This is a genomic window from Ignavibacteriota bacterium (assembly GCA_016707525.1).
Taxonomy (GTDB): domain Bacteria; phylum Bacteroidota; class Ignavibacteria; order UBA10030; family UBA6906; genus JAGDMK01.
This window is the reverse complement of the sequence record JADJHP010000004.1, coordinates 281,438-306,158: the sequence shown is the minus strand read 5'-3', so window position 1 is coordinate 306,158 and position 24,721 is coordinate 281,438. Positions and strand designations below refer to the sequence as shown.

Below are 24,721 nucleotides of genomic sequence, written 5' to 3'. Positions count from 1 at the left end.
TCGGCTTGACAAATTCACTTCCATCAATGTACCACATTTTTCGAGGGATACATGCGCGTGTACAGGAACTTGCGGACGCCTCGCGTGATTTGGTTGTCGGTGCTCTTCGCAGCCCTGTGGGGGTTGGGGAGCACGGACGCCATTGCCGCGAACATCAGTTCGACGAAGACGGGAAATTGGAATGATCCCACCGTCTGGAGCGGTGGATCTGTCCCCGGCGTGGCGGATAATGTCACGATCGTGTCGCCTCATATCGTAAGCATCGATGCGAGCGGGAGTCTCACCGGGCTCACCGTGAACTCCGGAGCCACACTGCAATTCAACAGCACCTCGAACCCGTTCACCCTTACGCTTGAACCGTCAGGCGTAGTGACGGTGAATGGGACCCTGGATCTGGGCCCCCTTGGTGCCCTGCTCTCGGGAGTGACCGGAACCACCACCCTGACGATGGGCGCGAGCGGTAATCTCGTCAGCTCCAATGCGACAGCGGATCCCGCAGGTGCACTTGGCCCGGGGGCGACATCATCCTTGCGGACACAAGGCACTGGCACGTGGTCGCTTGCCTCGATCTCGACCGCAGGTACTGTCACGTACAAGGGTTCGGGGACGACTCCCTATGTGATCTCGGACCGGAATTACAACAACCTGACCCTCAATAGCGGAGGTGCCTTCACGTGGACGCTTGCCGCTGATCGTACCATCGCGGGGACGTTGCTCGGGCCCCTCTCGACCCGGCTCTTCCTCGTCGGAACGTCGAACCTCTTTCTGGGTGGGAATCTGAATACCCAGTTCTCAACAAGCCCGGCCGGATTCGACCCGGGAAGCACGACCCTCGTCTTGAACGGGACCGCGGCGCAGTTCCTCAATCACAACGGACCGCCATTGGGGAATGTGGTCATCAATAAATCCTCAGGCACCGTGACGACATTCATCGCATCCACGGTGAACGGATCGTTCACGATCACGGCGGGTACATTCAACCCGACGCACGCGTTCGTCTTCAACGGGCCGGTGGTGAACAACGGATCGTTCTCCCCGCAGACATTGACCTTCAACGGGTCCTTCACCAACAACGGGACATTCGCACCACAGGCAAATCAAACGTTCAAGGGTGACTTTACCAACAATGGAACGTTCACGCTTTACTGCGGGCACGATGACCTTCAGCGGGACAACCCCCCAGACCATCAGCGGCTCGGCCGCGTTGACCTTCGCCGGACTGAACGTGAACAACGCAGCAGGGGTCACGTTGAACAGGGCACTGACGATATCCTCCACGCTGACGCTGACCGCGGGTGCGTTGAACCTCACCAATCCTTTGACCATGGCCACCGGTAGCACCGTTCTCCGCTATGGTGCCGGCAACCTCAGTGGAACTCCGACGTTCGCCGGGACGGTCAACGTGACCTACGGAAACAGTGTATCCATGCCGACGATCACGCCGGGCAACGAGCTCCCGGTGTCAACGGCGGTACTGAACAATCTTACGGTGAGCGGAACGACGGTCACCATCGACCGCGATATCACCGTGAACGGGACCCTGTCGCTGTCCGGTGCAGCCGCCGTGCTGAATGCCGGAGCGTTCACGATCACGATGAACGGCAACTGGACCAACAGCGCCTCCACGTCGGCGTTCGGTCCGGGAACCAGTACGGTGGTCTTCGGGGGTAACACCAACCGGACCATTGCAGGGACGGCAGCGACGACATTCAATCATCTGACCGTCGCACTCGGTGCGGGGAATTCACTTACCCTCACAACGGCGCCGACGGTGAATGGGGCATTGACCATAACAAGTGGATCGGTGGCACAATCGACGGGCACCCTGACGCTCAAAGGTGATCTGCTCAACAACGCCAGTGCGACGGCCTACAGCGCGGGGAGTGGAACGGTCAGCTTTGCCGGCGCGGTGGCGCAGACCTCAGGCGGTGCGTTCCCGACATCCTTCTATCGCCTCACGCTGAACAACGCGGCAGGGCTCACGCTTCGCCCAACATGCAACGGTTGCCAATGTTCTGACGCTGACGAATGGCGCACTTGCTACGGGTCCGAACACATTGATCCTGGCGGCGACCGGCAGCGTTTCCCGCACCAGTGGATATGTGAACGGGCGGTTCCAGAAGAACGTTGCCACGGGAGCCAACGTCACTCGGACGTTTGAGATCGGATCCGGTGCCGTGTACGCTCCCGCGACGGTGGTCTTCAGCTCGGTGTCCACTGCAGGAAACCTCGTCGCCTCCACCGCCACCGGAGAGCATCCGGATATTGCAAACTCGGGTCTGGATGCGAGCAAGGATGTCAACCGTTCCTGGACCATCACGAACAACGGCGTCGCGTTCACGAACTACAATGCTGCGTTCACGTTCAGCGCATCGGATGTGGATCCGCTTGCCGACCCGAATACGTTCGAAGTGCGCAAGAAGGACGGGGCGGTGTGGTCCACGACCGGAACCAGTGCGCGCACGGCGACGAGCACCCAGGCGACCGGACTTACCTCATTCAGCGATTTCGCTGTTGGTACCGTGATCCCGACCACGCCAGGCGGTGCCGCACCGGTCGCACCGGCGAACGCATCCATTGACCGTCCGGTGATCGACACGTTGAAGTGGAATGCCGTGTATGGTGCGACGAGTTATAGCATTAACGTAGCAACGGATGCAGGCTTTACCAACATCGTTCTCAGTCAGGCAGGAATCTCTGGCACCGCCTTCGGGATCCCCTCGCCGTTGGCCAACAGCACTACCCACTACTGGCGGGTGAATGCGGCCAATTCCGCGGGAACGAGTGACTGGTCGACCCCGTGGAGTTACACCACCATCATTGCCATCCCCCCGGCTCCTGTCACCGTCGCTCCCGCCAATGGTGCCACGGACGTTGCGACAAAGCCGACCCTGACGTGGAATGCGTCGGTCGGCGCTGCGACCTACCGGGTCCAGGTGTCGCAGGACCCCGGCTTTGCGTCGCCCGTTCTGGATGTGCCTGGTATTGCCGGGACATCCTACCGCCGTTCCGGGGGCGGTGGCCTACGGGGTGCAGATCGCGAGTGATGCAGGATTCACCGTGGTCGTCCTCGATACGACCGTGGCGGGGGTGTCGACCCTTACCCCTGGTTCGCCTCTTGCCGCGACCACGACACACTACTGGCGGGTGAGCACGACGAATGCAGGCGGCACGAGCGCGTGGTCCACGGCGTGGAGTTTCACGACAAGGGCTCCGGCCACGATCACAAGTACCAAGACCGGCAGTTGGAACGATCCGACGGTCTGGAATTCGGGGTTTGTCCCTGGCTTTGGCGACGCCGTTACGATCGCTAACGGCCACACGGTGAGCATGAATGCCAGTGGCACGCTCTCTTCGCTGACAGTTACGGGTACCTTCCAGTTCAATGCCGCAGCGGCTTATACACCCGCTGTGGCTCCGGGAGGACGGTCACGGTGAACGGGACGCTCGACCTCGGAGCTCTGGGGATTCTGCAGTCCGGCGGGTCTGGGACGACAACACTCACCATGAGCACGAACGGAAACCTGATCACGTCCAATGCAACAATCGATACGATGGGTGCCCTCGGACCGGGACCGCTGTCGTCCCTGCGGAATGCAGGCACAGGTTCCTGGACCCTCCCGAATCTGGGTTCTGCCGGAACCGTGATCTACAGAGGGACGGGAACCACGCCGTATGTGATCACCGACCGGAACTACAACAACCTGTCGTTGAATGCTGGTGGGGCCTTCACCTGGACGTTGAGAGCAGACAGGACCATCGCAGGCACGCTGCTCGGGCCGCTCTCCACCCGACTGTTCCTGGTCGGGACATCGAACATCTTCCTCGGTGGGAACTTCAACACGCAGTTCTCAACGAGTCCGGCCGGGTTCAACCAGGGCGGCACGACGGTCGTATTCAACGGAACCGGTTCGCAATTCATCAATCACAACGGCCCCCCCCTGGGCAACATCGTTACCAACCGGGCGGCGGGTCAGTGACCACAGCGTACGCATCGACGGTCAACGGCTCTTTCACGATCACGTCCGGTGGCTTCGGTCCATCACATGGCTTTACGTTCAATGGGTCTGTCGTAACAATGGCTCATTCACACCATCGGTCACAGACGTTCAAGGCTGATCTGACGAACAACGGCACATTCACCGTGGGTGGAGCTGCCATGACGTTCAGCGGCACCGCTCTGCAGGCCATTGGCGGGACGTCCGCTATCACACTTGCCAGTGCGACGTTCAACAACGCGTCAGGTATTTCTCTCAATGGTGTGTTGACGGTAGGCGGGACCTGCACGCTGGGTGCGACACCATTCGCTCTGGCAGGCGGATCGCTTACGCTGAATGGTGCGGTCAGTGTTACGACCGGAAGTATCACCAGTGTGGCGGGTGCGACGGTCAACTACAATCAGGCGGCCGCGGGTCAGGCCATCGTCAAGGGCGACTACGGTAACCTCACCTTCAGCAATGCGAACAAGACCTTTCCGTCCGCGGGCCCGGTCCGTATCGCGGGGGTCTTCACTCCCGGGAGCGCGGCAGGTCACACGCTCACCGGGTCCACGATCGAATACAACGGCACGACGGTCCAGACCGCCCCGGCAGGTTTTGCCACATACAATGCCCTCACCGTATCCAATGCTGCAGGTGTATCGCTTGGCGGGAATATCTCGCTGACGAGTAACCTGACGGTGAACGGACCGATCGATCCTCAGGCGAGAACGGTCACATTTTCGAGGACAGCAGCGCAATCGGTCGCGGGTTCAGCGAAGGCCACGCTGTACGATGTCGTGGTCAACAAGGCTGCGAGCGGTGTGTCTCTGGGAACAGATCTTGATGTCAACGGCACCCTCCAGCTGACCGCTGGAACACTGAATGTGATGGACCGTACCCTCGGCCTGAGCAATCCGGTATCCGGGACACAGACGGGGTTGCTGGCAGGGAGCACATCCTCTGTCGTGCTGGGCGGAACGGTTGCGGGGGTGGTCATCCCCCCGCATATCACAGTACTCAATGGGTTGGCGTTGAACAATGCGAATGGCAGTGCGCTGCAGGGTGACATGGATCTGCAGGGGGTACTCACGCTGACGGCCGGACAGCTGGGTGTTGGTGCCCACGCGTTCACCCTCCGGAACCCTATCGCGGGGACCCCCACGAATCTGCTGGCAGATACGACCACAACGCTGACCGTTGCCGGAACTGCGGCGGGTATCATCATTCCGTCGAGCATCGGCGGTCTCTCGGCACTCACGGTGAACAATCCTGCCGGCGCTTCATTGGGCGGCCCCCTTGCGGTTACGGGAGCACTGACCCTTACGAGCGGCAGATTGTCGACCGGCAGCTACACGCTTGTCGCAAAGGGGCCGGTGGCTGATGCTGATTCGTTGTCATATGTCGCCGGCCTGCTCCAACGCCCGGTGCCTGTGGGTGCTTCGGTGATCGAGTTTGCGATCGGTGATAGTGCAGTGTACGCACCGGTGCAGGTGACATTCCCCAACGCATCGTCGGCCGGCGCGATCACCGGGAACACCGTTCCGGCGATCCCTCCGTCCGCCGCAACGTCGACCATCGATCCCGTTCAGAATGTCAAGCGGACCTGGACGCTCACGAATGATGGCGTGGCAGGCTCCTATGACGCCGTGTTCAATTTCTCACCGTCAGATGTGCAGGGCGGTGTAAATGTGGCGCAGCTCGTGGGTGCCAAGTACGATAGCATCTGGAGTTACCCGGCCGTCGGTGCGCGCACGGCAACATCGGTTGGTCTCACGGGGATGAACTCCTTCAGTGACTTCATCCTAGGTGTCTCGACTCCATCGACCGCAGCGCCGGTCATCTCGACGCCTATCGCTGCCGGCGCGACGTCCGTGTCGGGGACATCGACTGAAGCTGATGGAACGACCATCCAGGTCTATGTGAACGGCACGCCGCTCGGAAGCACGACAACGGTTGCGTCGAACGTATGGACGATGGGTGGCATGATGGCTCTTGCGTCCGGCGACCTCGTGAAGGCGACGGCCCTCGCCAGCGGGAAGCTCGTCAGTGGGTTCTCCAACGAAGTCACCGTCCTCGGCGTGACCACCGCGCCTGCCGTCACCTCGCCGATCCTCGCCGGCGCGACCACGGTCTCCGGTACCTCAGCCGAGGCCGATGGTGCGACGATCACCGTGTCTGTGAATGGTTTGCCGCTTGCCTCCACTGCCACGGTCGCTTCGAATGCCTGGTCTCTCTCGGGCATCGCGGCACTCAATGGCGGCGATCTGGTCAAGGCTACCGCCCTGGCCTCCGGTAAGCTCGTCAGTGTGTTCTCGAACGAGGTGACCGTCCTGGGAGCGACCGTTGCCCGTGTGACGGTGTTCCTCCAGGGCCCCTTCGTCCTCGACTCGATGACGACTGACCTGAACGGGGCATCACTCATCCCGCACCAGCATCCCTACAGTGCTGCCCCGTGGGACTATGCCGGAACGGACAGCGTGAGTGCGGTCCCGGCGCACATCGTGGACTGGGTGCTTCTGGAGCTGCGCAGCGATTCCACTGGTGTATCGAAGGTGGCCACGCGCGCGGCCCTGCTTAAGAGCAACGGGGCGGTCGTGGACGTCGACGGTACATCGCCCGTCCAATTCCCCGGGTTGATGCCCGGTTCGTACTACGTGGTCGTGCGCCATCGGAACCATCTTGCCGTGATGAGTGCGGCACCGGTCGCGCTTACCGCCTCGAGCGCGCCGTATGATTTCACGAGCGGACCCGACAAATACTATGACGGCGATGCAAAGGAAGTAGCGCCCGGGGTCTTTGGTATGTGGAGCGGCGATGTGACGGGCAACGGCATCGTGAAGTACAACGGCAGCGGCAACGACCGGTTGTTGGTATTGCAGCGGGTTGGCGGGAGCAATGTGAACGCCACCGTGAGCGGATATTACCCTGAGGATGTGAACATGAACGGACAGGTGAAATACAACGGCAGCGGCAACGACAGGCTGGTGATCCTGCAGTCGGTCGGCGGCGTGAACGTCAACTCCACCAGGTCCACACGAGTACCCAACTAAGAAGGAGCATCACCATGCGATCACTTACCATTCTTGTCCTGGCGACGGCATTGCTGGCCGGCACCGCATTGGGTGCCACCCCTACGGTACAGGCGGGCATCTTCTCCACCGGCACCTACACGGTTGACGTGAAGGCGAAACCCGCCGGGGCCGTATCCGGTACAATCTCGTCCATCGTCATCCCGGTGTTCTGGGAGACGGCGAGCGGGGCCTCGATCGCGAGCGTTGATTATGCGCCGGGATTGATGCAGACCGATAACGGTACGACGGGGATCTTCACGTACGCCGTCTTCAGCCTGTTTCCGAACACATCCGTGAACTGGGCGGACGGGAGCGAGAATGTCATCCTTTCGCTCACCTTTGGTGGCGGGACGGGTCCGGCGTCCATTTCCCTGCAGAACCTCCTGGAGGGCTCCAATCTGGGGTGGTATTTCGAGGTGGGGTTGGCGGAGTATACCAACAATAGCGATCCGTTCTACGTTTCCAGCACGGAGGCTCCGTTGCCGGTAACGCTCACCTCGTTCACCGGAAAGATTGGCCTGAGTGGGACCGGTGTGGTTCTCCAATGGGCAACTGCGAGTGAAGTGAACAACTACGGATACACCGTGCAGCGCAAGGCCGAGGCGGACGAAGCGTTCACGGATGTCGCCGGTGCGTTCATTGAGGGCCATGGCACCACGGTAGAGTCGCAGGCGTACAGCTACACGGATAACAGCGTACTGGCGGCAGGGAAGTATGAATACCGTTTGAAGCAGCAGGACCTGAACGGGGCGGTGCAGTACTCGCAGAGCGTCATCGTCAACGTATCGGTCACCGATGTGGCGGAAGCGGCACCGCGGGAGTTCGCGCTCATGCAGAACTATCCGAACCCGTTCAACCCGACCACGATGGTGAAGTTCTCGGTGCCGTCAACGGGCCAGGCGACGATGAAGGTGTACAACACCATGGGTCAGGAAGTGGTGACGCTGTTCGAAGGTGTTGCCGAGGCCGGCCGGTACTATGCGGTGCCGTTCAATGCGGCGAGTCTGGCCTCGGGGGTGTACTTCTACAGGCTGGTGACGGAGCAGAAGACGGATGTCCGCAGGATGATGCTGGTGAAATAAGGACATTTGTCCTCCCACTTTTGCGTCTTCGAGAGGCAGACCTTTGCGCTTGGAGTTGGAGACAGCGAACTTCAGCTCCAGGCACGGGGTGGGGCAGGGGCAAGGGATCGGCAGAACCCTTGCCCCTGCAATGCTGTCATACTCCCGGAGGTTAAACCGAAACACCAGTGTGGGTGTCTAGTATATATCGCCGGGGAGTTGACCTGCCGGCGGCACCGCATCATCACTCGAGGATCGTCCCATGAGATCACGTTCATCTGTATCGGTCCGTGTGTTCACCGGCCTTTTGCTGATTGTTTTCATCGTGCTGGCAGCGACATCTGCATACGCCCAGCCTCCCCGGATGTCCGCAGAGGACCGTACCAAGAGACTTACTGAACAGTTGAGCCTGAGTGCAGACCAGGCAAAGAAGGTCCTCGCGATCAATAAGCGCTCGGAAGAAGACATGCGGAAGATCTTCGAATCCGCTGACGGCGACCGCGAATCGATGCGCGAGACCATGCGCACCCACCGCGAGAAGGTCAACAAGGAGATCGAGGCCCTTCTGACCGCGGAGCAAAAGACCAAGTTCGAAGAGATCAAAAAGCAGGGTCCGCCTCAGCGGGGCGGCGACCGCCGTCCGCCTGAAGGGCACTGATCGACGTCTAGGGTCCGGGTAAAAAGCGTAGCCGATCTTAGTGTAGGGGCCGAGCATGCTCGGCCCCTACACTGGCCCCTACACTGTGACCCCTGCTGGCCCCTACACTGGCCCCTGCAGTGGCCCCTACACTGGCCCCTACACTGGCCCCTACGCTGGCCCCTACGTTGGCCCCCACAGTGGCTCCTACAGTAGTATACGTGTTGCCGATGGCCCATCGTCCGCCCCTTCGAAATTCCCCGATTTCTGACCCATGTGACCCGTCACCCCCCCCTGGTCCAATGCGTCTATTTCTACAAATGGTTGTATACCTGCCGGTTACCTGAGTTTCTGACCTGCCCTTCTGGCCCCTCATGCCCCGTTTTTGCTCTGGCATGGAATTCGCGTGTTTCTCTGCGGATTCGCCCCGGAAAGGCTTATGTCAGGAAATCGTACCTCACTATGTGTCCTGAGTCTTCTGATGGTCGCCAGCGGTGATGCATGGGCCCTGAGGACGTCGGCCCACACACTCAAAGGAGCGGCCGCCAGTATCTGTGCGACCGCGGCCTCCACGGTAGCATTCGCTCTGGAAAAGGCGGGACGGGACGGGACCCTTGACGGCGTGCCGGATCTCGTTGCGCAACTCACTACGGAGGTTCATCGGCTGAACCTCGAACTCTCCGCTCTCGCAGAAGCTACGCTAGCAGAAGGAAGAGGTGTCTCATGAAACAAAGCATTCTGATCGTTGAAGATGAGCCGATCCAGGCAATGAAGTTGCAGTTCGTCCTGGAACAGGCGGGATACACGGTACACGCGGCCGACAATGGCATGAGTGCACTGTCGTTCCTTGAACAGAATGCCGTGGACCTCGTCATCAGCGACGTGATGATGCCGGAGATGGACGGCTACACCCTGTGCCGGAAGATCAGGCAATCCGCGACGATGCCCAAGTGCCTGGTGGCCCTCCTCACCTCTCAGGCGGACCCGGCCGATGTCCTGAGTGGCCTGTCCGTGGGGGCCGATAACTATATCATGAAACCCTGGGATCCGAAGGACCTGATCGTCCGGGTGAAACAGATCCTGGCATCAGCGGCCCACCGCCTGCGCCGCGAAGCGGTGGAAGCGCTTGAGGTCTCATACCGGGGGAAGGATTACGTCATCCAGGCGAACCGCCTGCAGATGCTCAGCTTCTTCCTGACGACCTATGAGACGCAGTTCCGGCATTCCCGTGAGGTTGCCAGTGCACGTGACGAACTCGCTCTCATCAGCGAGAATCTCGAACAGGTGGTCGAAGAACGGACCGCTGCCCTGAGCGGAGAGATGGAGGAACGCCGCCGCGCCGAAGAGCGGATCGCCGAACAGGCGGCCCTGCTCGATCTGGCCCATGACGCGATCGTGGTCACCGGCACGGACCATGAGGTCTTGTACTGGAACAAAAGCGCCGAGAAACTCTATGGCTGGTCGGCGGCAGAAAGCGTCGGACGTGGGGTGACCAGCCTGTTCCTGAACGATCACGACAAAGTGACGATCGAAGCCCGGGTCAGGTTGCTCGAGGATGGCCGTTGGTCAGGTGAGATGGAACAGGTGACGAAGGATGGCACCGCGGTCATCATTCAGACGAGTTGGACCCTTGTGCGGGATGAGAAGGGCGAGCCGAAGTCGATCCTGACCATCTCGACCGACGTCTCCCAGAAGAAGAAGCTGGAGGGGCAATTCCTGCGTGCGCAGCGCATGGAAAGCATCGGCACACTTGCCGGCGGTATAGCGCACGACCTGAACAATGTCCTCTCTCCGGTCCTTCTCTCGATGTCGATCTTCAAAGAGAAGATGAAGGATCCGGACAGCTTGAAAATGCTCGGGATGATCGAGGAGTCTGCGCGGCGGGGGGCCGATATGGTGAAGCAGGTCCTGATGTTTGCCCGGGGTGTCCAGGGCGAACGGATGGTGCTGCAGCCGCGCCACCTCATCCGCGAGATGCAGAAGATCGTGGACCAATCGTTCCCCAAGAATATCACGTTCGAGATGAACACGCCCTCGCAGCTCCCCTGCGTCAAGGGCGACGCCACACAGCTCCATCAGGTGCTCCTGAATTTGTGCGTGAATGCCCGGGACGCAATGCCGTCGGGCGGTACGTTGCGGCTGAGTGTTGAGGCGGTGACGCTGGATGAACAATACGCAGCACTGAACCCGGAGGCGAAACCGGGGGACTATGTGCTGGTCCGCGCGAGCGATACCGGCTCCGGCATTCCCCCCGAGGTCGTGGACAAGATCTTCGAGCCCTTTTTCACCACGAAGGAGGTCGGGAAAGGGACCGGCCTCGGCCTCTCCACCGTGCTCGCGATCGTGCGCGGCCATGAAGGATTCGTCCGGGTACGCAGCCAGGTGGGTGTTGGTACGACCTTCGAGGTGTACATCCCTGCGGTCGACGCATCCGATGGTATGCATATCCGCCACGAAGATGCTCCCCCGCAGAATGGGAACGGGGAAACGGTCCTCGTGGTGGATGATGAGAGGATCGTTCGTGAGATCACGAGGCTTACCTTGCTCAGCCATGGGTACAATGTGCTCACGGCGGATGAGGGGACCGAAGCTCTGGCGCTGTACTCAAAGCATGGGGATGAGATCTCCGTCGTACTGACGGACATTGTGATGCCCTACCTTGATGGGGCGGCGACCATCCGCGCGTTGCAGCGCATGAATCCCGAGGTGAAGGTGATCGCCTGCAGTGGCCTGAATTCCAATGAGAAGCGCATGGGGGCGATGACACTGCGCGATGTGCCGTTCATTGAGAAGCCGTACACGACCGAGACACTCCTCCGCACACTGCATGAGGTCCTCCATAGTCCCGTGGAGGTCACTGAACCCGGCTGAACGGACGGCGGTATGCGATGTCGGAAACGCACACAGGGCTCCCCGCGGGGAGCCCTGTGTGTTGACAGCCTATCGCCAGCCGCTTAGAAGCGAACCGTTACCCCGATCTGGAGTTCGAGCAGGTCCGTGGCCGATGTGTACGAGTCGTACGCCACACGGCCATTGACATTCCGGACCGATCCTTCCTTCAGGTATTCCGCCTCGCCCCCAAAGATGTACCGCGCGCCGAGGTCGAGATACACATCGGACACCGATCCGTCGCCGGGCTGATACACCATGAACATCAATCCTGCACCGCCTCCGTAACTGAAGGCCCCATCCGACAGGTTGGTGCTGCTCGCTACCTCCTGTCCAACATTGTTCTCGTTCTCGATCTTCGTTTCGGTGAACAGGTAGTTGAATCCGAGCATACCCTGCAGGTACGGCCGGAAGATACCGGTGTTCGGCTGAAGCCGGAGGATCGCATGGCCGAGGATGAAATTGTTGGTCGTGGAGACCCGCACAAAGACATCAGGGATGGTGGTGCTGAACGGCTCGCGCCGCTCGCTCGAGCCGTAGTTCATGAAACCGAATTCGAGGCCCAGCATCACCGGGGTTCCCTCCGGGGCATACCCCGCATTGAGCGTGACGCCCACCCCGAGCCGGTCCACATTTTTGCGGAATTCCTTCTGTGGAGAGCCCAGCAGGAAATCGATCCCGCCCTGCCAGGTTTGGGCGCCGGCACCAACCGGGATCGCCAACAGGCCAAGAAGTATGTAGAAACGTTTGCGCATTCGTTGCTCCGTCTGATGATGTTCCTGGTGTACGAAAACACATGGGTGGTGGTTGCATTTTTACCAAAAACTCATGACCATGGTACCCCATGTCGATCCTCGAAATACTCTTTCTCGCTGTCGCATTGTCGATCGATGCGTTCGCGGTCACCCTCTCTGCTGCCGCCACGGCGCCGTTACGGACCGGCGTGCAGCATTCCGGCTGTCATTTCACTTCGGACTCTTTCAATTCCTGATGCCTGTCATCGGTTGGGCGGCAGGCCTGGCTCTGGCACCTGTGATCGTCGCGGTGGATCACTGGGTGGCTTTCGCACTCCTCTCCGCGGTCGGCGTACGGATGATCTGGGGCTCTTCCGGCGATCCGGAGACTTTCGATGGCCGCGACCCGTCACGCGGCCTCACGCTCATGGCCCTCGCGGTTGCGACCAGCATCGATGCTCTCGCCGTGGGCTTGAGCCTTGCACTGCTCAATACGGAGATCCTCTGGCCAAGCGTCATCATCGGTGTCGTGACCTGGGCCGTCTGCGTCCTCGCGGTCTCGATCGGCCGACGATTCCACGCGCATGTCGGCGCGAAAGCCGAGATCGTGGGCGGGATCATCCTGATCGTCATCGCGTTCCGCATCCTCATCACGCATCTGTTCGGGTGAACGATCCCCATCACTTCCTGTTGTACCGTTCCATCCCCACGGCAAGTATCCCGAACTGATCCGTCAACAATCCTTCGTACCCCCACGGCCAGCCATCCCAGGTGCGCCAGTCGACGCCCGACTTCGCTCCGCCGAAGAGCTGTCCATCCGCCAGCCCCGCGCATATCCTGCGGAGGATCTCGTCGGCCTCCTGGTGCATCCCGACACGATACAACGCCGCAACGACATGCCGTGTCTGTGCCGTGCTCAGTCCACCATTGGCATAGAACCCGAAAGGAAATCCCTGCTGGATCTCCGGCAGGTCCTCGTCAGGGATCGGCCAGAGACTTGCGGGCATGCCCCATTGATAGGGGAGCCCGACCCGGATCGCCTCGTTCCAGATGCGTTCCATGATGCTCCGTGCCTGCGGCATGTCCACGACACCGCTCGCCACTGCAGCACCGTTGATCGTTATGAAGGCGTGGTCGTGAAGGCGCCCCTCTTTGCATCGCCATCCGGCCAACCAGCCGGTCGCCGGATTGAAGAAGGCCGGAAGGAAATTCTCTTTGAGGCGATCGGCCCACGCGTCGAGCCCGTCTGCCAGATCTGCCCTGCCATGCACCGGAAGTGTACGGGCGAGTGTGCGGAGTGCCTTATATAATAGAGCGTTGGAGAAGGTGCACTTCCAACCGATCGAGATCACATCGTAAAAGCATGTCGCCCATTGATGCTCTCCGCTGATGCCCAGCCGGTAGCGGCTCTCGACAAGTCCATCGCCATCGAGATCGCGCGCACGCATCGCCGACAACTGCCGCCCGATCTGCGGTCCGAAGTGCTGCAACCATTCCGCGGACCCCTGCAGCTCGAGCAATTCCGCGGCCCCGAGCAGCCCCGCCGCCCCCGTCATGAGGTATTCGTCCTCGGCCACATGTGGCTCACCGCTCGCCAGAAGCCCTCCACTTGCATACCCGGGCCCTCCATCAAGCCACCGCTCGACGGAATCCCGGAGCAGGCCGATGGCCGAGATCCCCGGTGCCAACTCTCCGGCCTGCCGCGCGAGCGCCGACCAATTGTCCATGCAGAGCGGACAATGCATGGAGTTGCCGTTGTTGCTCAGTGTGCCCGTGTCCGGCCGATACGAGAATGCGGTGATGGTGCAACGGCTCACGGCGCGGCGGACCTCTTCGGGTGCATCATCACGCAACGCAGGGCCGAATTGCCGGGCCTGAAGCCGGATGACAGCCGAATGCGCTCCCTTCAAGAGCAGATAGTCGCCTTCGGGCTGTGGCACCTCCCCGAGCTTTATCTGATGGAGTGCGAGATCGGCGGGACGGAATGCATCAGAACGCCACAACGCGGATCCTGTCCGCACCCGTGCCTCGAGACTCCCGAAACCCGGGGCGTGGAGGATCACCGGAAGCTGCATGGTCCCCGATTCACCTTCGCGGGTGATCATGCCGAGGCCGCTCGTGGCTGAAGCCCGGGGATCGAGTCCGATCGTCCATGCGCTGCTGTCCCACGCGCGCATATCTTCACGACCCGATCGGGTCAGGGTGAGTTCGATCCCGTCCTCATGGATCTCCCATCGTGCCCGGTATTCCTGGCTCCCGTCCTCGGTGCGGACCCTGTAGGTCACGATATTCTGTTCGACATGCGTTGTTCCCTCCACCGCGTAGCGGATGGATGGCGCCATCGTGGGGCCCGTGCCAACGGGATGAAGGAAGAAGCCCTGCACGGAAATGCCCGGGCTCATGCGAAGGAGGTTCACGGAAGTCCTGCCCCGGCCTTCATCGTCGAGCGCCAGGTACGATAGTCCTGCGCGCCGCAGGCAGAACCCCGCCTCCATGAACTTGCTGCGGAACCGGACCTCGCCGTTCGCCAGCGAAGCGGTGATGCCGGAGGGCATGCGGTCGAGAGGTCCGACAGTGGGTGCGATCGCGCGTTCGCCCCGCAGCGGGGGAGAGGCCGGAGGCTCGCCCTCGAGCACCATCGACCCGGAGCACAGATTCCACGAAGGCCACCATCGGTCCGAGACACCTTCGCGGATCTCGAACAGTGCGGCCGATGTCGCAATGCCGCTGAGGTCGATCCAGAACATCGCCCCCTCGTCGGGCCGGGGAAGATCCGTGAGGTGCAGGTGAACGGTCCATCCGCTCCCGTTCCAGATGAGAATACGGAGGGACCTGACCCAGTCGTGTTCAGCGTGACTGCCGCACTTGTGGTATCCGAGCGACCGCCGGAGTCCAAGCCGTTTCAGCTTCGCCTGGGCATGGAGCTGCAGGGTGCGGGCATGAATGATGCGATGAGCCGGAGCTCCGCTTTCGTTGGGAAGGGGGAGGGTCCAGATCGCCCTGCACGTGGAGACACCCGGCCTGATGCCGAGATCGCCTGCGGGCGGTTCGAGCCCCTGAAGCCTGAAAAGATCCTGTGCCACCTGTGGTCCTTGATGTTTCGCGGTAAAATGGACAGGAATGGTAACGGGTTCGGCTGCAAGAATCAACCGGGCGGGCTAAAGATCTCCCGCATTGTGCCGATAATGAAGTCACAGGAGCTCTGACTCCCTGCGTCCAAGCTGCATCGACAAGGATGTCGTGGCAACAGCCGAAAACCGGACGCAGGGAGTCATCCATTTTCCCCCCCCTCGATTCAGCCTCTTGCATGCAATTCTCTTGCGGAATCGATCCCGGCATGCTATATTGTCCCAACTTTCCGGCAGTCCATCAAGCATCGGTTCCAGACACCCCTTCCACTTCACACACGTCTCTCATCAGGAGGTAACATGAATCTTGTCGACCGTGTCAAGAACATCATCATGACACCCAAGACCGAATGGCCCGTGATCGCTGCTGAAGAAGCGAATCCGACGGCCATCCTCACGGGCTATGTGATTCCCCTCGCGGCGGTACCCGCAGCCGCGACGGTCATCGGAACGGGCCTGATCGGCGGACCGTTCGGCGCCTCGCTCACATTTGGCATCGGAACCGGCATCGTAACATTCATCACGGCGGTCGTGGGTGTCTACCTGACGGCGTTGGTCATGGACTATCTCGCCCCGAATTTCGGGTCGCAGAAGAACTTCGGCCGTGCACTGCAGACCGTTGCCTATTCGTACACGCCGGCGTGGGTCGGCGGTATCCTGGCCATCCTTCCGGCCATTTCGTGGCTCGGGACCCTTGCCGGGCTGTATGGGCTGTACCTCATGTTCCTGGGCCTTCCCCACACAATGAAGACCCCGGAAGACAAGACGATCGTGTACATGATCGTGACCATCATCGTTCTGGTGGTGATCTACTCGATCCTCGCTCTGATCCTGGGAGGCATCATGGTCGCCATCCTGGGCTTCGGAGCCATGGGCAGCATGATGCAGTGATCTGGTCTGAGACCAATGCAGCAGGAGCAGGGCCATCCGGCCCTGTTCCTGTTTTTTTGCTTGTCAGTCGTGTTTTTCATACATTTTGCCATGAAAATCTACACGAAATCCGGCGATAAGGGCGACACTTCGCTCTTCGGGGGACAGCGCGTTCCCAAGGATGCCCTCCGTATCGAGGCGTACGGCACCGTCGACGAACTGAACTCGGTGCTCGGCATTGTAAGGGCCGATGGTATCGGGAAGCCTCTGGACCATATCCTCGGCACCCTTCAGGACGAGCTCTTCGTCCTGGGGGCCGATCTGGCAACACCTCGATCGCTCCAACGCAAGGGCCTGAAGCGGATCGGCAAGAAGGAAGCCGAGTTCATCGAAGGGACGATCGATGCGCTCGAAAAGCAGCTCAAACCCCTGAAGAGTTTCATTCTCCCGGGCGGGTCACCTGTGGCCGCCCGCCTGCATTTCGCGCGCACGGTGTGCCGCCGTGCCGAACGTGTGGTCGTGCGGTTGTCCCGCAATGAGGATATCGGCGACGATTGCATGGTCTTTCTCAACCGTTTGTCCGATCTTCTTTTCGTCCTCGCGCGTTTTGCGAACCATTCTGCGAACGTTTCCGAGGTGAAGTGGAAATCCTGACCGCAACCCTGAGGCACCGGTTCCGTATGAACCGGTGTATGCACGTCCCCATCACTGTCTTCCTGCTTTCATTCCTTTCCCTCTGTCTGCCGGCCCGATCCGCTTCCGCGGAAGGGTTTTCCGGTGCACGCGCCTATGCGACCCTCCGGACCCTTGCCGGTGAGATCGGTCCGCGCCCGATGGGATCCCCGGCGGAGCAACGTGCGCTCGCATTCGCCGAGAGTTCGTTCGTTGCGGCGGGATGCGATACCGCGTACGTGATGCCGATGACAACGCCGAAGGGTGTGAACACGACCAGCGGCATTGCGGTCGGCGTGCTGAAGGGCTCGAGTGGCCGTATCATTGTCATCGGCGGCCACATAGATTCCTCCGCACCGGATGTGCCCGGTGCCAATGACGATGGCTCCGGGTGCCGCGTGCGTGATCGAACTCGCGCGGGTCCTGGGCGAGCGCGGACTACGATCGACGATCGTGTTCGCCTGCTTCGGCGGCGAAGAGGAAGGGCTGCAGGGAAGCACGTGGTTCGTCGATCACTTCCCGCAGCTTGACAGCGTCGATCTGATGCTGCAGATCGACATGGCCGACGGCGCATCGTATTTCGAGCTCGACCCTGATGCCGCGTTCCAGGTGAGCGCGCCCCGGTGGCTTCCTGAGGCAGCACAGGAGATCTACAACGCCCAGCGCAATGACGGCGATCTCCGCTACCTCACGCACATGGCGACGTTGAATTCGTCGACCCCCGGGGGGACCGGATCGGACCATATGCCCTTCCTCGAGAAGGGGATCCCGGCGATCGACTTCACCTCGGATATTGGCTACCCGATCCATTCGCCCCTCGACAACCTGGCCACCTTCGACAGCTCCGGGCTGGAGCGCTCCGGCTCTCTGGTTCTCGGATTGGTCGAGCGCTTCGACGCCGGCGTACCGTCGCGCACGACCGAGAAGTACTATCTCCTGCAGTTCGCCGGGCACCTGTTCTTCCTTTCGCATGAGATCATGTACGCCCTCTCCGCGATCGCGGTCATCCTGTCCGTTGTCGCATTCAATACACTCCGTCGGAAGAGACTCAAGGACCGCAGCGCCGAGCCTTCATGGTCGGGGCTGAAGTTGGCGGTCATCGCGTTCGTTGTGCAGGCATGTGTCTGGCTCCCGGAGACCCTGCTGGGCGCGATCAAGGGATACCGATATCCGTGGGTGAACAACTTCCCGGCATTCACACTGCTGGCACTGCTCGGCGGGCTGCTCGGACTCTGGTTGTCCCTCAGAGTGGTTTCGCGGTGGCGCATCGGCACCGATCCCTTCCCCTTGTTCGTCCGGTTCTTCATCCTGATGTTCGGTGGATGGTTCGGCTCACTCATGGCGAATCCGGAGATCGCGCTCTACACGGCGTGGCCCCTGTTCTGGATCTCCCTCGCCGTGCTGATCCGCCCGGTCTGGTTCAAAGCGGGTGCGTCGCTGGTGGCGCTGTACCTCCCCGCGCGCCTGGTCTTTGTCGAACCCCTGACGCTTTTTCTCCGGCTCATGAGTGGATCGACGTACGAAAACGCATTTCGCAATCTCGTGCTGCCCGACGTGCTCTATATCCTGGGCTTCGGACTCATGTCGCTGCCGTTCGTGTACGGCCTGGCCGCGGTCCATCGTTCTTCCGACCGCGACGTCTTCGCGTTGCGGCGGTTCCGCTCCGGCCGTTCCGGCCTGATCCTCTGCGGACTGTTCATTCTCCTGTCCGGGGCCCTCGTGTTCACGACGGTCTATGACGGCGCCTGGCAGCCGATCGTGCGGATCGAGCAGAAGCTGACGCTCGGCGCGGATTCGTCCGCAGTGCACATGACAGGTTCTGAAGGAGTGGATGGGCTCACGGTGAGTCTGGACGGCGGAATGACCACAGAGGTGATCGCCGCGCAGGTGCTGGAGCGCAGCTTCCCCGGGGCTCTGCCGGAGGGGTGGCTCGGGTATGATCAGACCACCGCGGTCCTGCCCGATTCGGCACGTCCGGATTCGCTCGTGCAGATCAAGAGGGTCGTCGACCTCGACGGTAGCGTGCGGCCGGTGAGCGTGGAGTTGCGCTATCACAGTGACAAGCCCGTCACCGTCACTTCGCCGTGGGCACAAGGCAGCCGCCGGCGCGATCTGGGATCGACCGAAACCACGGGCGTGTTCAGCTGGTATGCGTTCCCGGAACTCCCGCTGCGTATCCCGGTCGCGCTGCGTGTTGCACGCGGACAGACCGTGACCGAGTCTCTCGAGGTGACCTATGATACGCTCGCGGTGCCCGTGCGTCTCTCTGCACCCGGCACGACCGTGCGTACCCGCATGACCGTGACCCGCAGGGACACCCTGCATGCACCAGGAGGGGAGTAAGGTATCCGGATGACCACGCAGCAGACGGTGATGCACGATCCGATCCTGATCGTTGATCAGTTGCACAAGAAGTACGGCGACCTCGTCGCCGTGGAGAGCGTCAGTTTCCATGTCGGCAGGCAGGAGATCTTCGGTATCCTCGGTCCGAACGGTGCCGGCAAGACGACCACGCTCGAGATGATCGAGACGTTGCGGGAGCCGGACGGCGGACAGGTGATCGTGAATGGCGTCGATATCCGCCGCTCCCCGATGGACGTCAAGCAGATGATCGGCGTACAGCTGCAATCCACATCCTTCTTCGACCGGCTGACACTGCGCGAGCTCCTGGTGCTCTTCGCGGACTTCTACGGGAGAACGATCGATCCCATCCGGTACCTGGACGAGGTCGATCTGGCCGACCGTGCAGCATCATATCCGGCCCAACTGTCGGGTGGCCAGAAACAGCGCTTCTCCGTTGCGCTCGCATTGGTGAATGATCCCGCGGTGCTGTTCCTGGACGAACCCACCACGGGCCTCGATCCACAGGCACGCCGTCATCTCTGGGGAGTGATCCAGCGCATCAGGGGCGAGGGGAAGACGATCGTCCTGACGACGCATTATATGGAGGAGGCGGAGGAGCTGTGTGACCGCGTGGCGATCATGGACCGGGGGAAGATCATCGCATTGGATACACCACGTGTGCTTGTCCAGAAACTGGTCGATAGTGGATTCTCCCGCGAACGCTCGCACGCGCTCGCGAATCTCGAGGATGTCTTTCTTTCTCTTACCGGACATTCTCTGAGGGACGACGAATGAAGCTGACCTGGATCATGACCGTTGCATCCCTGAAGATGTACCTCCGTCAGAAAGAGACCGTCATCTGGGCATTCTTCTTCCCGTTGCTGCTGCTGGGACTCTTCGGCTTCATACGGTTCGATGGTGTCGGCACGATGCATCTGGGCGTCGTCAATGCCGCGGGCCCTGCAGGCGTCCCGATCGTCGAGCGGTTCCGTCATGTTTCGGCACTGGAGGTCCATGAAGGCACGGAAGAGGCAGAGCGTGCGCAGTTGATGGCCGGCGAACGCGATCTTCTCGTCATCATCCCCGCGGACTACGGGAAGGATGGAGCCTCACGCCTGACGGTGCTGGCCGATCGGGAGGCCAAGCCACGTGAGACGCAGCTGGGCACACTGATCGTTCAGAAAGTCATGGATGATGCCGTGTTTGCGCGGGCGGACAGCCTCCACCGCACGACACTGGATGTACGTGCCGTGACCGTGCGCAATCTGACCTATGTGGATTTTCTTCTCCCGGGCGTGTTGTCGATGTCGATCATGCAGCTCGGCATCTTCGGTGTGGCGTTCGCATTCGTGACGCTCAAACGTCGCGGCATTCTCCGCCGTCTGAAAGTGACCCCACTGCAACCCCGGGAGTTCATCACGGCACAGGTGCTCAGCCGGCTCGTCGTGGTCGTCGCGCAGATCGCCCTCATGCTGGTCTTCGGGGTCTATGTCCTGCATGTCCATTTCATCGGCAACGCGATGCTCCTGCTGGGCGTTGCGATACTCGGTACCACGGTGTTCCTCGCGATGGGTTTCGCGATCGCCGGTCTGGCGCGCACGGAGGATCAGGTGCCTCCGATGGCCAACGCGCTCACCCTGCCCATGCTCCTGTTGTCCGGCGTGTTCTTCAGCCGATCGAACCTCCCGGAGGTGGTGCGGGTCATCACGGGGGTCTTCCCGCTGACGCATCTCGCCGATGCCATGCGCGCGGTGGCCATCGATGGTGCAGGTGTAGCAGACATCATGCCGCAGTTGATCGGGCTGGGCATCTGGGCACCCGTCAGCATCGGCCTGGCCGTATGGCTGTTCCGGTGGGAATAATGCACATGAATACTATCTATCATAAGGAGGCAGCAGTGAAGACCCTGTATCTCTTCGCGCTTCTCACGCTGGTATCGGCCGCCGCTTTCGGGCAGGTCAATATCCAGTTCGAGCAGTACGAGCTCCCGAATGGGCTGCACGTGATCCTGCATCAGGACAAGTCGGCTCCCATCGTTCCCCACGCCCTCGTCTCTCATGTCGGTTCGAAGAACGAACAGGCAGACCGGACGGGCTTCGCCCACTTCTTCGAACATCTCATGTTCGAAGGGACGCCGCATATCGGTCGCGGCGAATTCTTCAAGATGGTGCAGAACGCCGGTGGAGAATTGAACGCCAGCACGAGCTTCGACCAGACCATCTATTACATCACGGTCCCGGCGAACCAGCTGGAACTGGTGATGTGGATGGAGTCAGGCCGCATGCTTGACCTCAAGATCGATTCCGTGGGCGTCGAGACCCAGCGCGGCGTCGTGAAGGAGGAGAGGAAGCAGGGGTTGGAGAACCGCCCGTATGGATCGATCCTCGAGCAGACAATGTCGCACTCGTTCAAGGTCCATCCCTACCGCTGGACCCCGATCGGGTCGGCCCAGTACATCGATAAAGCAGGGATCGACGAATTCCGCCAGTTCTACAAGCACTTCTACGTCCCCAACAACGCATGCCTCGTGATCGCCGGCGACATCGATATCGCCCACGCGAAGGAACTGGTGGCGAAGTACTACGGCGGGATCCCGCGTGGTGAAGCGCCGATCGTCCGCCCGAAAGAGGTGGAGCCGCCCCAGACGGTGCAGGTCCGCGACACCGTGTACGACAACATCCAGCTCCCGGCCGTGATCCTCGCCTATCACATGCCCGCACAGGGAACGGATGACTACTATGCATTGAGCATGCTCACGACATTGCTCTCCGGCGGCGAAAGCTCGCGCCTGACCAAGCGCCTCGTGGACAAGGATAAGCTGGCGGTGGTGGTGCAATCCATTCCGTTGAGCCTTGAGGATCCGGGACTGTTCCTGGCCCTCGCCATCGCGAACTTCGGCAAGACCCTTCCGGAAGTGGAGAAGACGATCCAGCAGGAGATCGAGCGCGTACAGAAGGACCTGATCACCGAAGCCGAATTCCAGAAGATCCGCAATCAGCGTGAATCCGATTTCATTCAAAAGAACTCCTCGGTGCAGGGTAAGGCCGTTGAATTGGCAATGTACCATCTCTTCTACGGGGATGCGAATCTCGTCAACACTGAGCTTGCGCGCTACATGAAGGTCACGCGTGAGGACATTCGCCGGGTAGCGCAACAGTATCTCGCCCCGGAGAGTCGCACCGTTCTCTATTACCTTCCCAAAGCGCAAGGACAGTAAGGAGCCATGACCATGAGAACCACTCTTGCAGTACTGCTTGCCGTCCTGGTGCTCGCAGCAGGACGGGCCGATGCGCAATTGGACCGGAGCATCATTCCCGGTCCGGGCCCTGCGCCCGCGACCGCATTCCCGGACTATGACGTCATCACCACCGCGAATGGCATGCGCATCATCGTCGTTCAGAACCATGAATTGCCGACGGTCGCGATCCGTCTGCTCGTCGACGCGCCACCGATCCTCGAGAAGGAGATGGCAGGTGTTGTCGATCTGACCGGCCAGCTCATGCGTGCCGGGACCACCAAGCGGTCCAAGGACCAGTTGGATGAAGAAGTGGACCGGATCGGTGCCACGCTGGGTGCCAGTGGTCTGAGCGTGGATGCCAGCGGCCTCTCGCGCAACATCGAGAAATTGTTCGACCTCGTTGCGGATGTCACCCTCCGCCCGTCGTTCCCGCAGGCAGAGCTGCAGAAGCTCGTGATGCAGACACAGTCGGGCCTCAAGGCGCGCAAGTCCGAACCCGATGCCATCGTGAGCCTCCTTCGCAAGCGGATCCTGTACGGTGACAAACATCCGTACGGGGAAGTGGAGAGCGAACAATCGATCGGCCGGATCACCCGGGCCGCATGCCAGAAGGTGTACAAGACCTGGTTCGTGCCGAATGCCGTGATCCTCGCGGTGGTCGGCGATGTGCAGAGGGATCAGGTGATGGCACTCGTGAAGAAGAACTTCGGTGCATGGAAGAAGGGCACGGTCCCCAAGCCGGTGTACCCGGCCGTGAAACCGCTTGATCAACGCGCGGTGGCACTCGTGGACCGTTCCAGTGCGGTGCAGTCGGCCATCCGTGTCGGCCAGACCATCACCCTTCCCCGTACTTCGCCTGATGTCATGCCGGTCACCGTCATGAACAAGGTCCTCGGCGGCGGAATTTCCCGGCTCTTCATCAATCTCCGTGAAAAGCACTCCTACACCTATGGTGCGTATAGTGCTGCCGGCCCGGATGAACTGGTCGGCTATTTCACGGCGCAGACCTCCGTGCGCAATAGCGTTACCGACAGTGCGATCACCGAGATCTTCTACGAGTTGAACCGTATCCGTGACGAAGCGGTGGAGGGGGTCGAGTTGGACCGCGCGAAGAACGCCATGAGCGGCGCGTTCGTTCAGAGCCTCGAGAAGGCGGAGGACGTGGCGGGCTATGCGATCGACATCGAGCGCTACAATTTGCCGAAGGACCATTACCGTACCTATCTGCAGCGCGTTGCAGCGGTGACCCCGCAGGATGTCCAGCGTGTGGCACGCCAGTACCTTGCACCTGATAAGATGCTGGTGGCGGTGGTCGGTTCAGGCCGGGAGGTGAAGGAGAAACTCGCCGCGTTCGGGCCTGTCCGGCTGTATGATGAAGAGGGCGGTCCTGTCGCTGAAAAGGCCGCTGCCCCGGTGACGTTGACCGCGGACCAGATCTTCGCGAAGTTCATCGAGCGGACCGGCGGAGCGGCGAAGTATGCCGCCATCAAGGACCGGACCATCGAGGTAAGCGGGAAGATCCAGGAGATGGACATGAAGATCAGGACCATTCAGCGCTCGCCCGCCAGCCTGTATCAGGAAGTGGCGATGATGGGCATGGTCCAGAAGCAGGTGTTCAACGGCACGGCCGGCTGGACGTCGTCCCCGATGGGGTCGAAAGACCTTGCGGGAGAGGAACTCGAGGACATTCAGAAAGAAGCGCCGATCGAATCCTACGGCGCCCTGGCTGCGTTCGGCGTGAAGGCCGAAGTGACAGGCCGGAAGGAAGTGAAGGGAAAGGAATGCTACGAGGTGACGCTGACGACGAAGTCGGGGAGCGTCTCGCGGCACTACTTCGATGTGAAGGATTTCCTGAAGGTGCGTGAAGCGTCCGTGAAGAATACCCCCCGTGGGCCGGTGGAGCAGGTGACCGACCTGAGCGACTACAAGGCGTTCGGCGGCGTGATGATTCCGACCAAGAACGAGCAGACCGTCATGGGGACGACGTTCATCCTCACCGTGGACAAGTGCACGGTGAATGGCGGCGTGGCGGATTCGTTGTTCGTGAAGCCGGCAGGGAAGTAAGCGGCATACCTGCGGTCGATCGGACCGCGGAGAG

Annotated in this window: 20 protein-coding genes and 1 pseudogene; 18 read left to right on the top strand and 3 right to left on the bottom strand. The window is 60.9% G+C overall.

What is annotated here, in order from left to right:
- Positions 1 to 84 precede the first annotated feature (84 nt).
- The 10 genes from IPI01_09255 to IPI01_09210 all read left to right on the top strand — a co-directional run bounded on the left by IPI01_09255 (position 85) and on the right by IPI01_09210 (position 11,620).
- The gene (locus IPI01_09255) at positions 85 to 1,338 is read left to right on the top strand and encodes a hypothetical protein (protein MBK7257971.1); all 1,254 of its coding nucleotides are present in this window, start codon (positions 85 to 87) and stop codon (positions 1,336 to 1,338) included.
- A complete protein-coding gene (locus IPI01_09250) occupies positions 1,226 to 2,161 on the top strand; it encodes a hypothetical protein (GenBank protein ID MBK7257970.1) in 936 nt (311 codons plus the stop codon). The genes IPI01_09255 and IPI01_09250 overlap by 113 nt, the downstream gene beginning before the upstream one ends.
- Complete coding sequence (locus IPI01_09245; protein MBK7257969.1) at positions 2,103 to 3,047, top strand: hypothetical protein; 945 nt, start codon at positions 2,103 to 2,105, stop codon at positions 3,045 to 3,047. The genes IPI01_09250 and IPI01_09245 overlap by 59 nt, the downstream gene beginning before the upstream one ends.
- Positions 3,031 to 3,438 carry a hypothetical protein gene (locus tag IPI01_09240; protein MBK7257968.1) on the top strand — a complete coding sequence of 136 codons (408 nt, stop codon included), beginning with the start codon at positions 3,031 to 3,033 and terminating at the stop codon, positions 3,436 to 3,438. Before IPI01_09245 ends, IPI01_09240 begins: the two co-directional genes overlap by 17 nt.
- The gene (locus IPI01_09235) at positions 3,435 to 3,980 is read left to right on the top strand and encodes a hypothetical protein (GenBank protein ID MBK7257967.1); all 546 of its coding nucleotides are present in this window, start codon (positions 3,435 to 3,437) and stop codon (positions 3,978 to 3,980) included. The genes IPI01_09240 and IPI01_09235 overlap by 4 nt, the downstream gene beginning before the upstream one ends.
- The gene (locus IPI01_09230; GenBank protein MBK7257966.1) at positions 3,977 to 7,030 is read left to right on the top strand and encodes a hypothetical protein; all 3,054 of its coding nucleotides are present in this window, start codon (positions 3,977 to 3,979) and stop codon (positions 7,028 to 7,030) included. The genes IPI01_09235 and IPI01_09230 overlap by 4 nt, the downstream gene beginning before the upstream one ends.
- A 14-nt stretch (positions 7,031 to 7,044) precedes the next feature.
- A complete protein-coding gene (locus tag IPI01_09225) occupies positions 7,045 to 8,133 on the top strand; it encodes a T9SS type A sorting domain-containing protein (protein ID MBK7257965.1) in 1,089 nt (362 codons plus the stop codon).
- A 241-nt stretch (positions 8,134 to 8,374) separates the two neighbouring features.
- Positions 8,375 to 8,770: a hypothetical protein gene (locus IPI01_09220; GenBank protein MBK7257964.1), complete on the top strand. Its 396-nt coding sequence runs from the start codon at positions 8,375 to 8,377 to the stop codon at positions 8,768 to 8,770.
- Positions 8,771 to 9,188: 418 nt separating this feature from the next.
- Positions 9,189 to 9,476, top strand: a complete 288-nt coding sequence (locus IPI01_09215; protein MBK7257963.1) for an Hpt domain-containing protein — start codon at positions 9,189 to 9,191, stop codon at positions 9,474 to 9,476.
- Positions 9,473 to 11,620, top strand: a complete 2,148-nt coding sequence (locus IPI01_09210; GenBank protein ID MBK7257962.1) for a response regulator — start codon at positions 9,473 to 9,475, stop codon at positions 11,618 to 11,620. Before IPI01_09215 ends, IPI01_09210 begins: the two co-directional genes overlap by 4 nt.
- Before the next feature lie 83 nt (positions 11,621 to 11,703).
- On the opposite strand, the gene IPI01_09205 is transcribed toward IPI01_09210, so the two are convergent.
- Positions 11,704 to 12,393: a hypothetical protein gene (locus IPI01_09205; GenBank protein ID MBK7257961.1), complete on the bottom strand. Its 690-nt coding sequence runs from the start codon at positions 12,391 to 12,393 to the stop codon at positions 11,704 to 11,706.
- Between the two features lie 89 nt (positions 12,394 to 12,482).
- On the opposite strand from IPI01_09205, the pseudogene IPI01_09200 reads away from it, so the two are divergent.
- A pseudogene (locus tag IPI01_09200) lies at positions 12,483 to 13,042 on the top strand (manganese efflux pump).
- A gap of 10 nt (positions 13,043 to 13,052) precedes the next feature.
- Here IPI01_09200 and IPI01_09195 read toward each other — a convergent pair.
- Positions 13,053 to 15,455, bottom strand: a complete 2,403-nt coding sequence (locus tag IPI01_09195; GenBank protein MBK7257960.1) for a hypothetical protein — start codon at positions 15,453 to 15,455, stop codon at positions 13,053 to 13,055.
- Positions 15,456 to 15,800: 345 nt separating this feature from the next.
- Between IPI01_09195 and IPI01_09190 the strand changes: the two genes are divergently transcribed.
- Both IPI01_09190 and IPI01_09185 read left to right on the top strand, forming a co-directional pair.
- Entirely contained in the window at positions 15,801 to 16,391 is a 591-nt protein-coding gene (locus IPI01_09190; protein ID MBK7257959.1) for a YIP1 family protein, read from the top strand.
- Between the two features lie 90 nt (positions 16,392 to 16,481).
- Positions 16,482 to 17,024, top strand: coding sequence for a cob(I)yrinic acid a,c-diamide adenosyltransferase (locus IPI01_09185; protein MBK7257958.1), 543 nt, complete (start codon positions 16,482 to 16,484; stop codon positions 17,022 to 17,024).
- 133 nt (positions 17,025 to 17,157) lie between these two features.
- Here IPI01_09185 and IPI01_09180 read toward each other — a convergent pair whose 3' ends face one another.
- Complete coding sequence (locus IPI01_09180) at positions 17,158 to 17,373, bottom strand: hypothetical protein (GenBank protein MBK7257957.1); 216 nt, start codon at positions 17,371 to 17,373, stop codon at positions 17,158 to 17,160.
- A 38-nt stretch (positions 17,374 to 17,411) separates the two neighbouring features.
- On the opposite strand from IPI01_09180, the gene IPI01_09175 reads away from it, so the two are divergent.
- The 5 genes from IPI01_09175 to IPI01_09155 are packed head-to-tail and all read left to right on the top strand — an operon-like array spanning position 17,412 to position 24,687.
- Positions 17,412 to 19,385, top strand: coding sequence for a M28 family peptidase (locus IPI01_09175; protein ID MBK7257956.1), 1,974 nt, complete (start codon positions 17,412 to 17,414; stop codon positions 19,383 to 19,385).
- 30 nt (positions 19,386 to 19,415) lie between these two features.
- Positions 19,416 to 20,180, top strand: coding sequence for an ABC transporter ATP-binding protein (locus tag IPI01_09170; protein MBK7257955.1), 765 nt, complete (start codon positions 19,416 to 19,418; stop codon positions 20,178 to 20,180).
- Positions 20,177 to 21,247 carry an ABC transporter permease gene (locus tag IPI01_09165; GenBank protein ID MBK7257954.1) on the top strand — a complete coding sequence of 357 codons (1,071 nt, stop codon included), beginning with the start codon at positions 20,177 to 20,179 and terminating at the stop codon, positions 21,245 to 21,247. The genes IPI01_09170 and IPI01_09165 overlap by 4 nt, the downstream gene beginning before the upstream one ends.
- A 5-nt stretch (positions 21,248 to 21,252) precedes the next feature.
- Complete coding sequence (locus IPI01_09160) at positions 21,253 to 22,602, top strand: insulinase family protein (GenBank protein ID MBK7257953.1); 1,350 nt, start codon at positions 21,253 to 21,255, stop codon at positions 22,600 to 22,602.
- Between the two features lie 12 nt (positions 22,603 to 22,614).
- Entirely contained in the window at positions 22,615 to 24,687 is a 2,073-nt protein-coding gene (locus tag IPI01_09155) for an insulinase family protein (protein ID MBK7257952.1), read from the top strand.
- Positions 24,688 to 24,721: the final 34 nt, after the last annotated feature.

Bases quoted from the DNA above. Each gene is read 5' to 3' on its own strand.
- IPI01_09225 (MBK7257965.1), top strand. From the start codon at position 7,045: ATGCGATCACTTACCATTCTTGTCCTGGCGACGGCATTGCTGGCCGGC.
- IPI01_09220 (MBK7257964.1), top strand. From the start codon at position 8,375: ATGAGATCACGTTCATCTGTATCGGTCCGTGTGTTCACCGGCCTTTTG.
- IPI01_09215 (MBK7257963.1), top strand. From the start codon at position 9,189: ATGTCAGGAAATCGTACCTCACTATGTGTCCTGAGTCTTCTGATGGTC.
- IPI01_09210 (MBK7257962.1), top strand. From the start codon at position 9,473: ATGAAACAAAGCATTCTGATCGTTGAAGATGAGCCGATCCAGGCAATG.
- IPI01_09205 (MBK7257961.1), bottom strand. From the start codon at position 12,393: ATGCGCAAACGTTTCTACATACTTCTTGGCCTGTTGGCGATCCCGGTT.
- IPI01_09190 (MBK7257959.1), top strand. From the start codon at position 15,801: ATGAATCTTGTCGACCGTGTCAAGAACATCATCATGACACCCAAGACC.
- IPI01_09185 (MBK7257958.1), top strand. From the start codon at position 16,482: ATGAAAATCTACACGAAATCCGGCGATAAGGGCGACACTTCGCTCTTC.
- IPI01_09180 (MBK7257957.1), bottom strand. From the start codon at position 17,373: ATGACAATGATACGGCCACTCGAGCCCTTCAGCACGCCGACCGCAATG.
- IPI01_09170 (MBK7257955.1), top strand. From the start codon at position 19,416: ATGCACGATCCGATCCTGATCGTTGATCAGTTGCACAAGAAGTACGGC.
- IPI01_09165 (MBK7257954.1), top strand. From the start codon at position 20,177: ATGAAGCTGACCTGGATCATGACCGTTGCATCCCTGAAGATGTACCTC.
- IPI01_09160 (MBK7257953.1), top strand. From the start codon at position 21,253: ATGAATACTATCTATCATAAGGAGGCAGCAGTGAAGACCCTGTATCTC.
- IPI01_09155 (MBK7257952.1), top strand. From the start codon at position 22,615: ATGAGAACCACTCTTGCAGTACTGCTTGCCGTCCTGGTGCTCGCAGCA.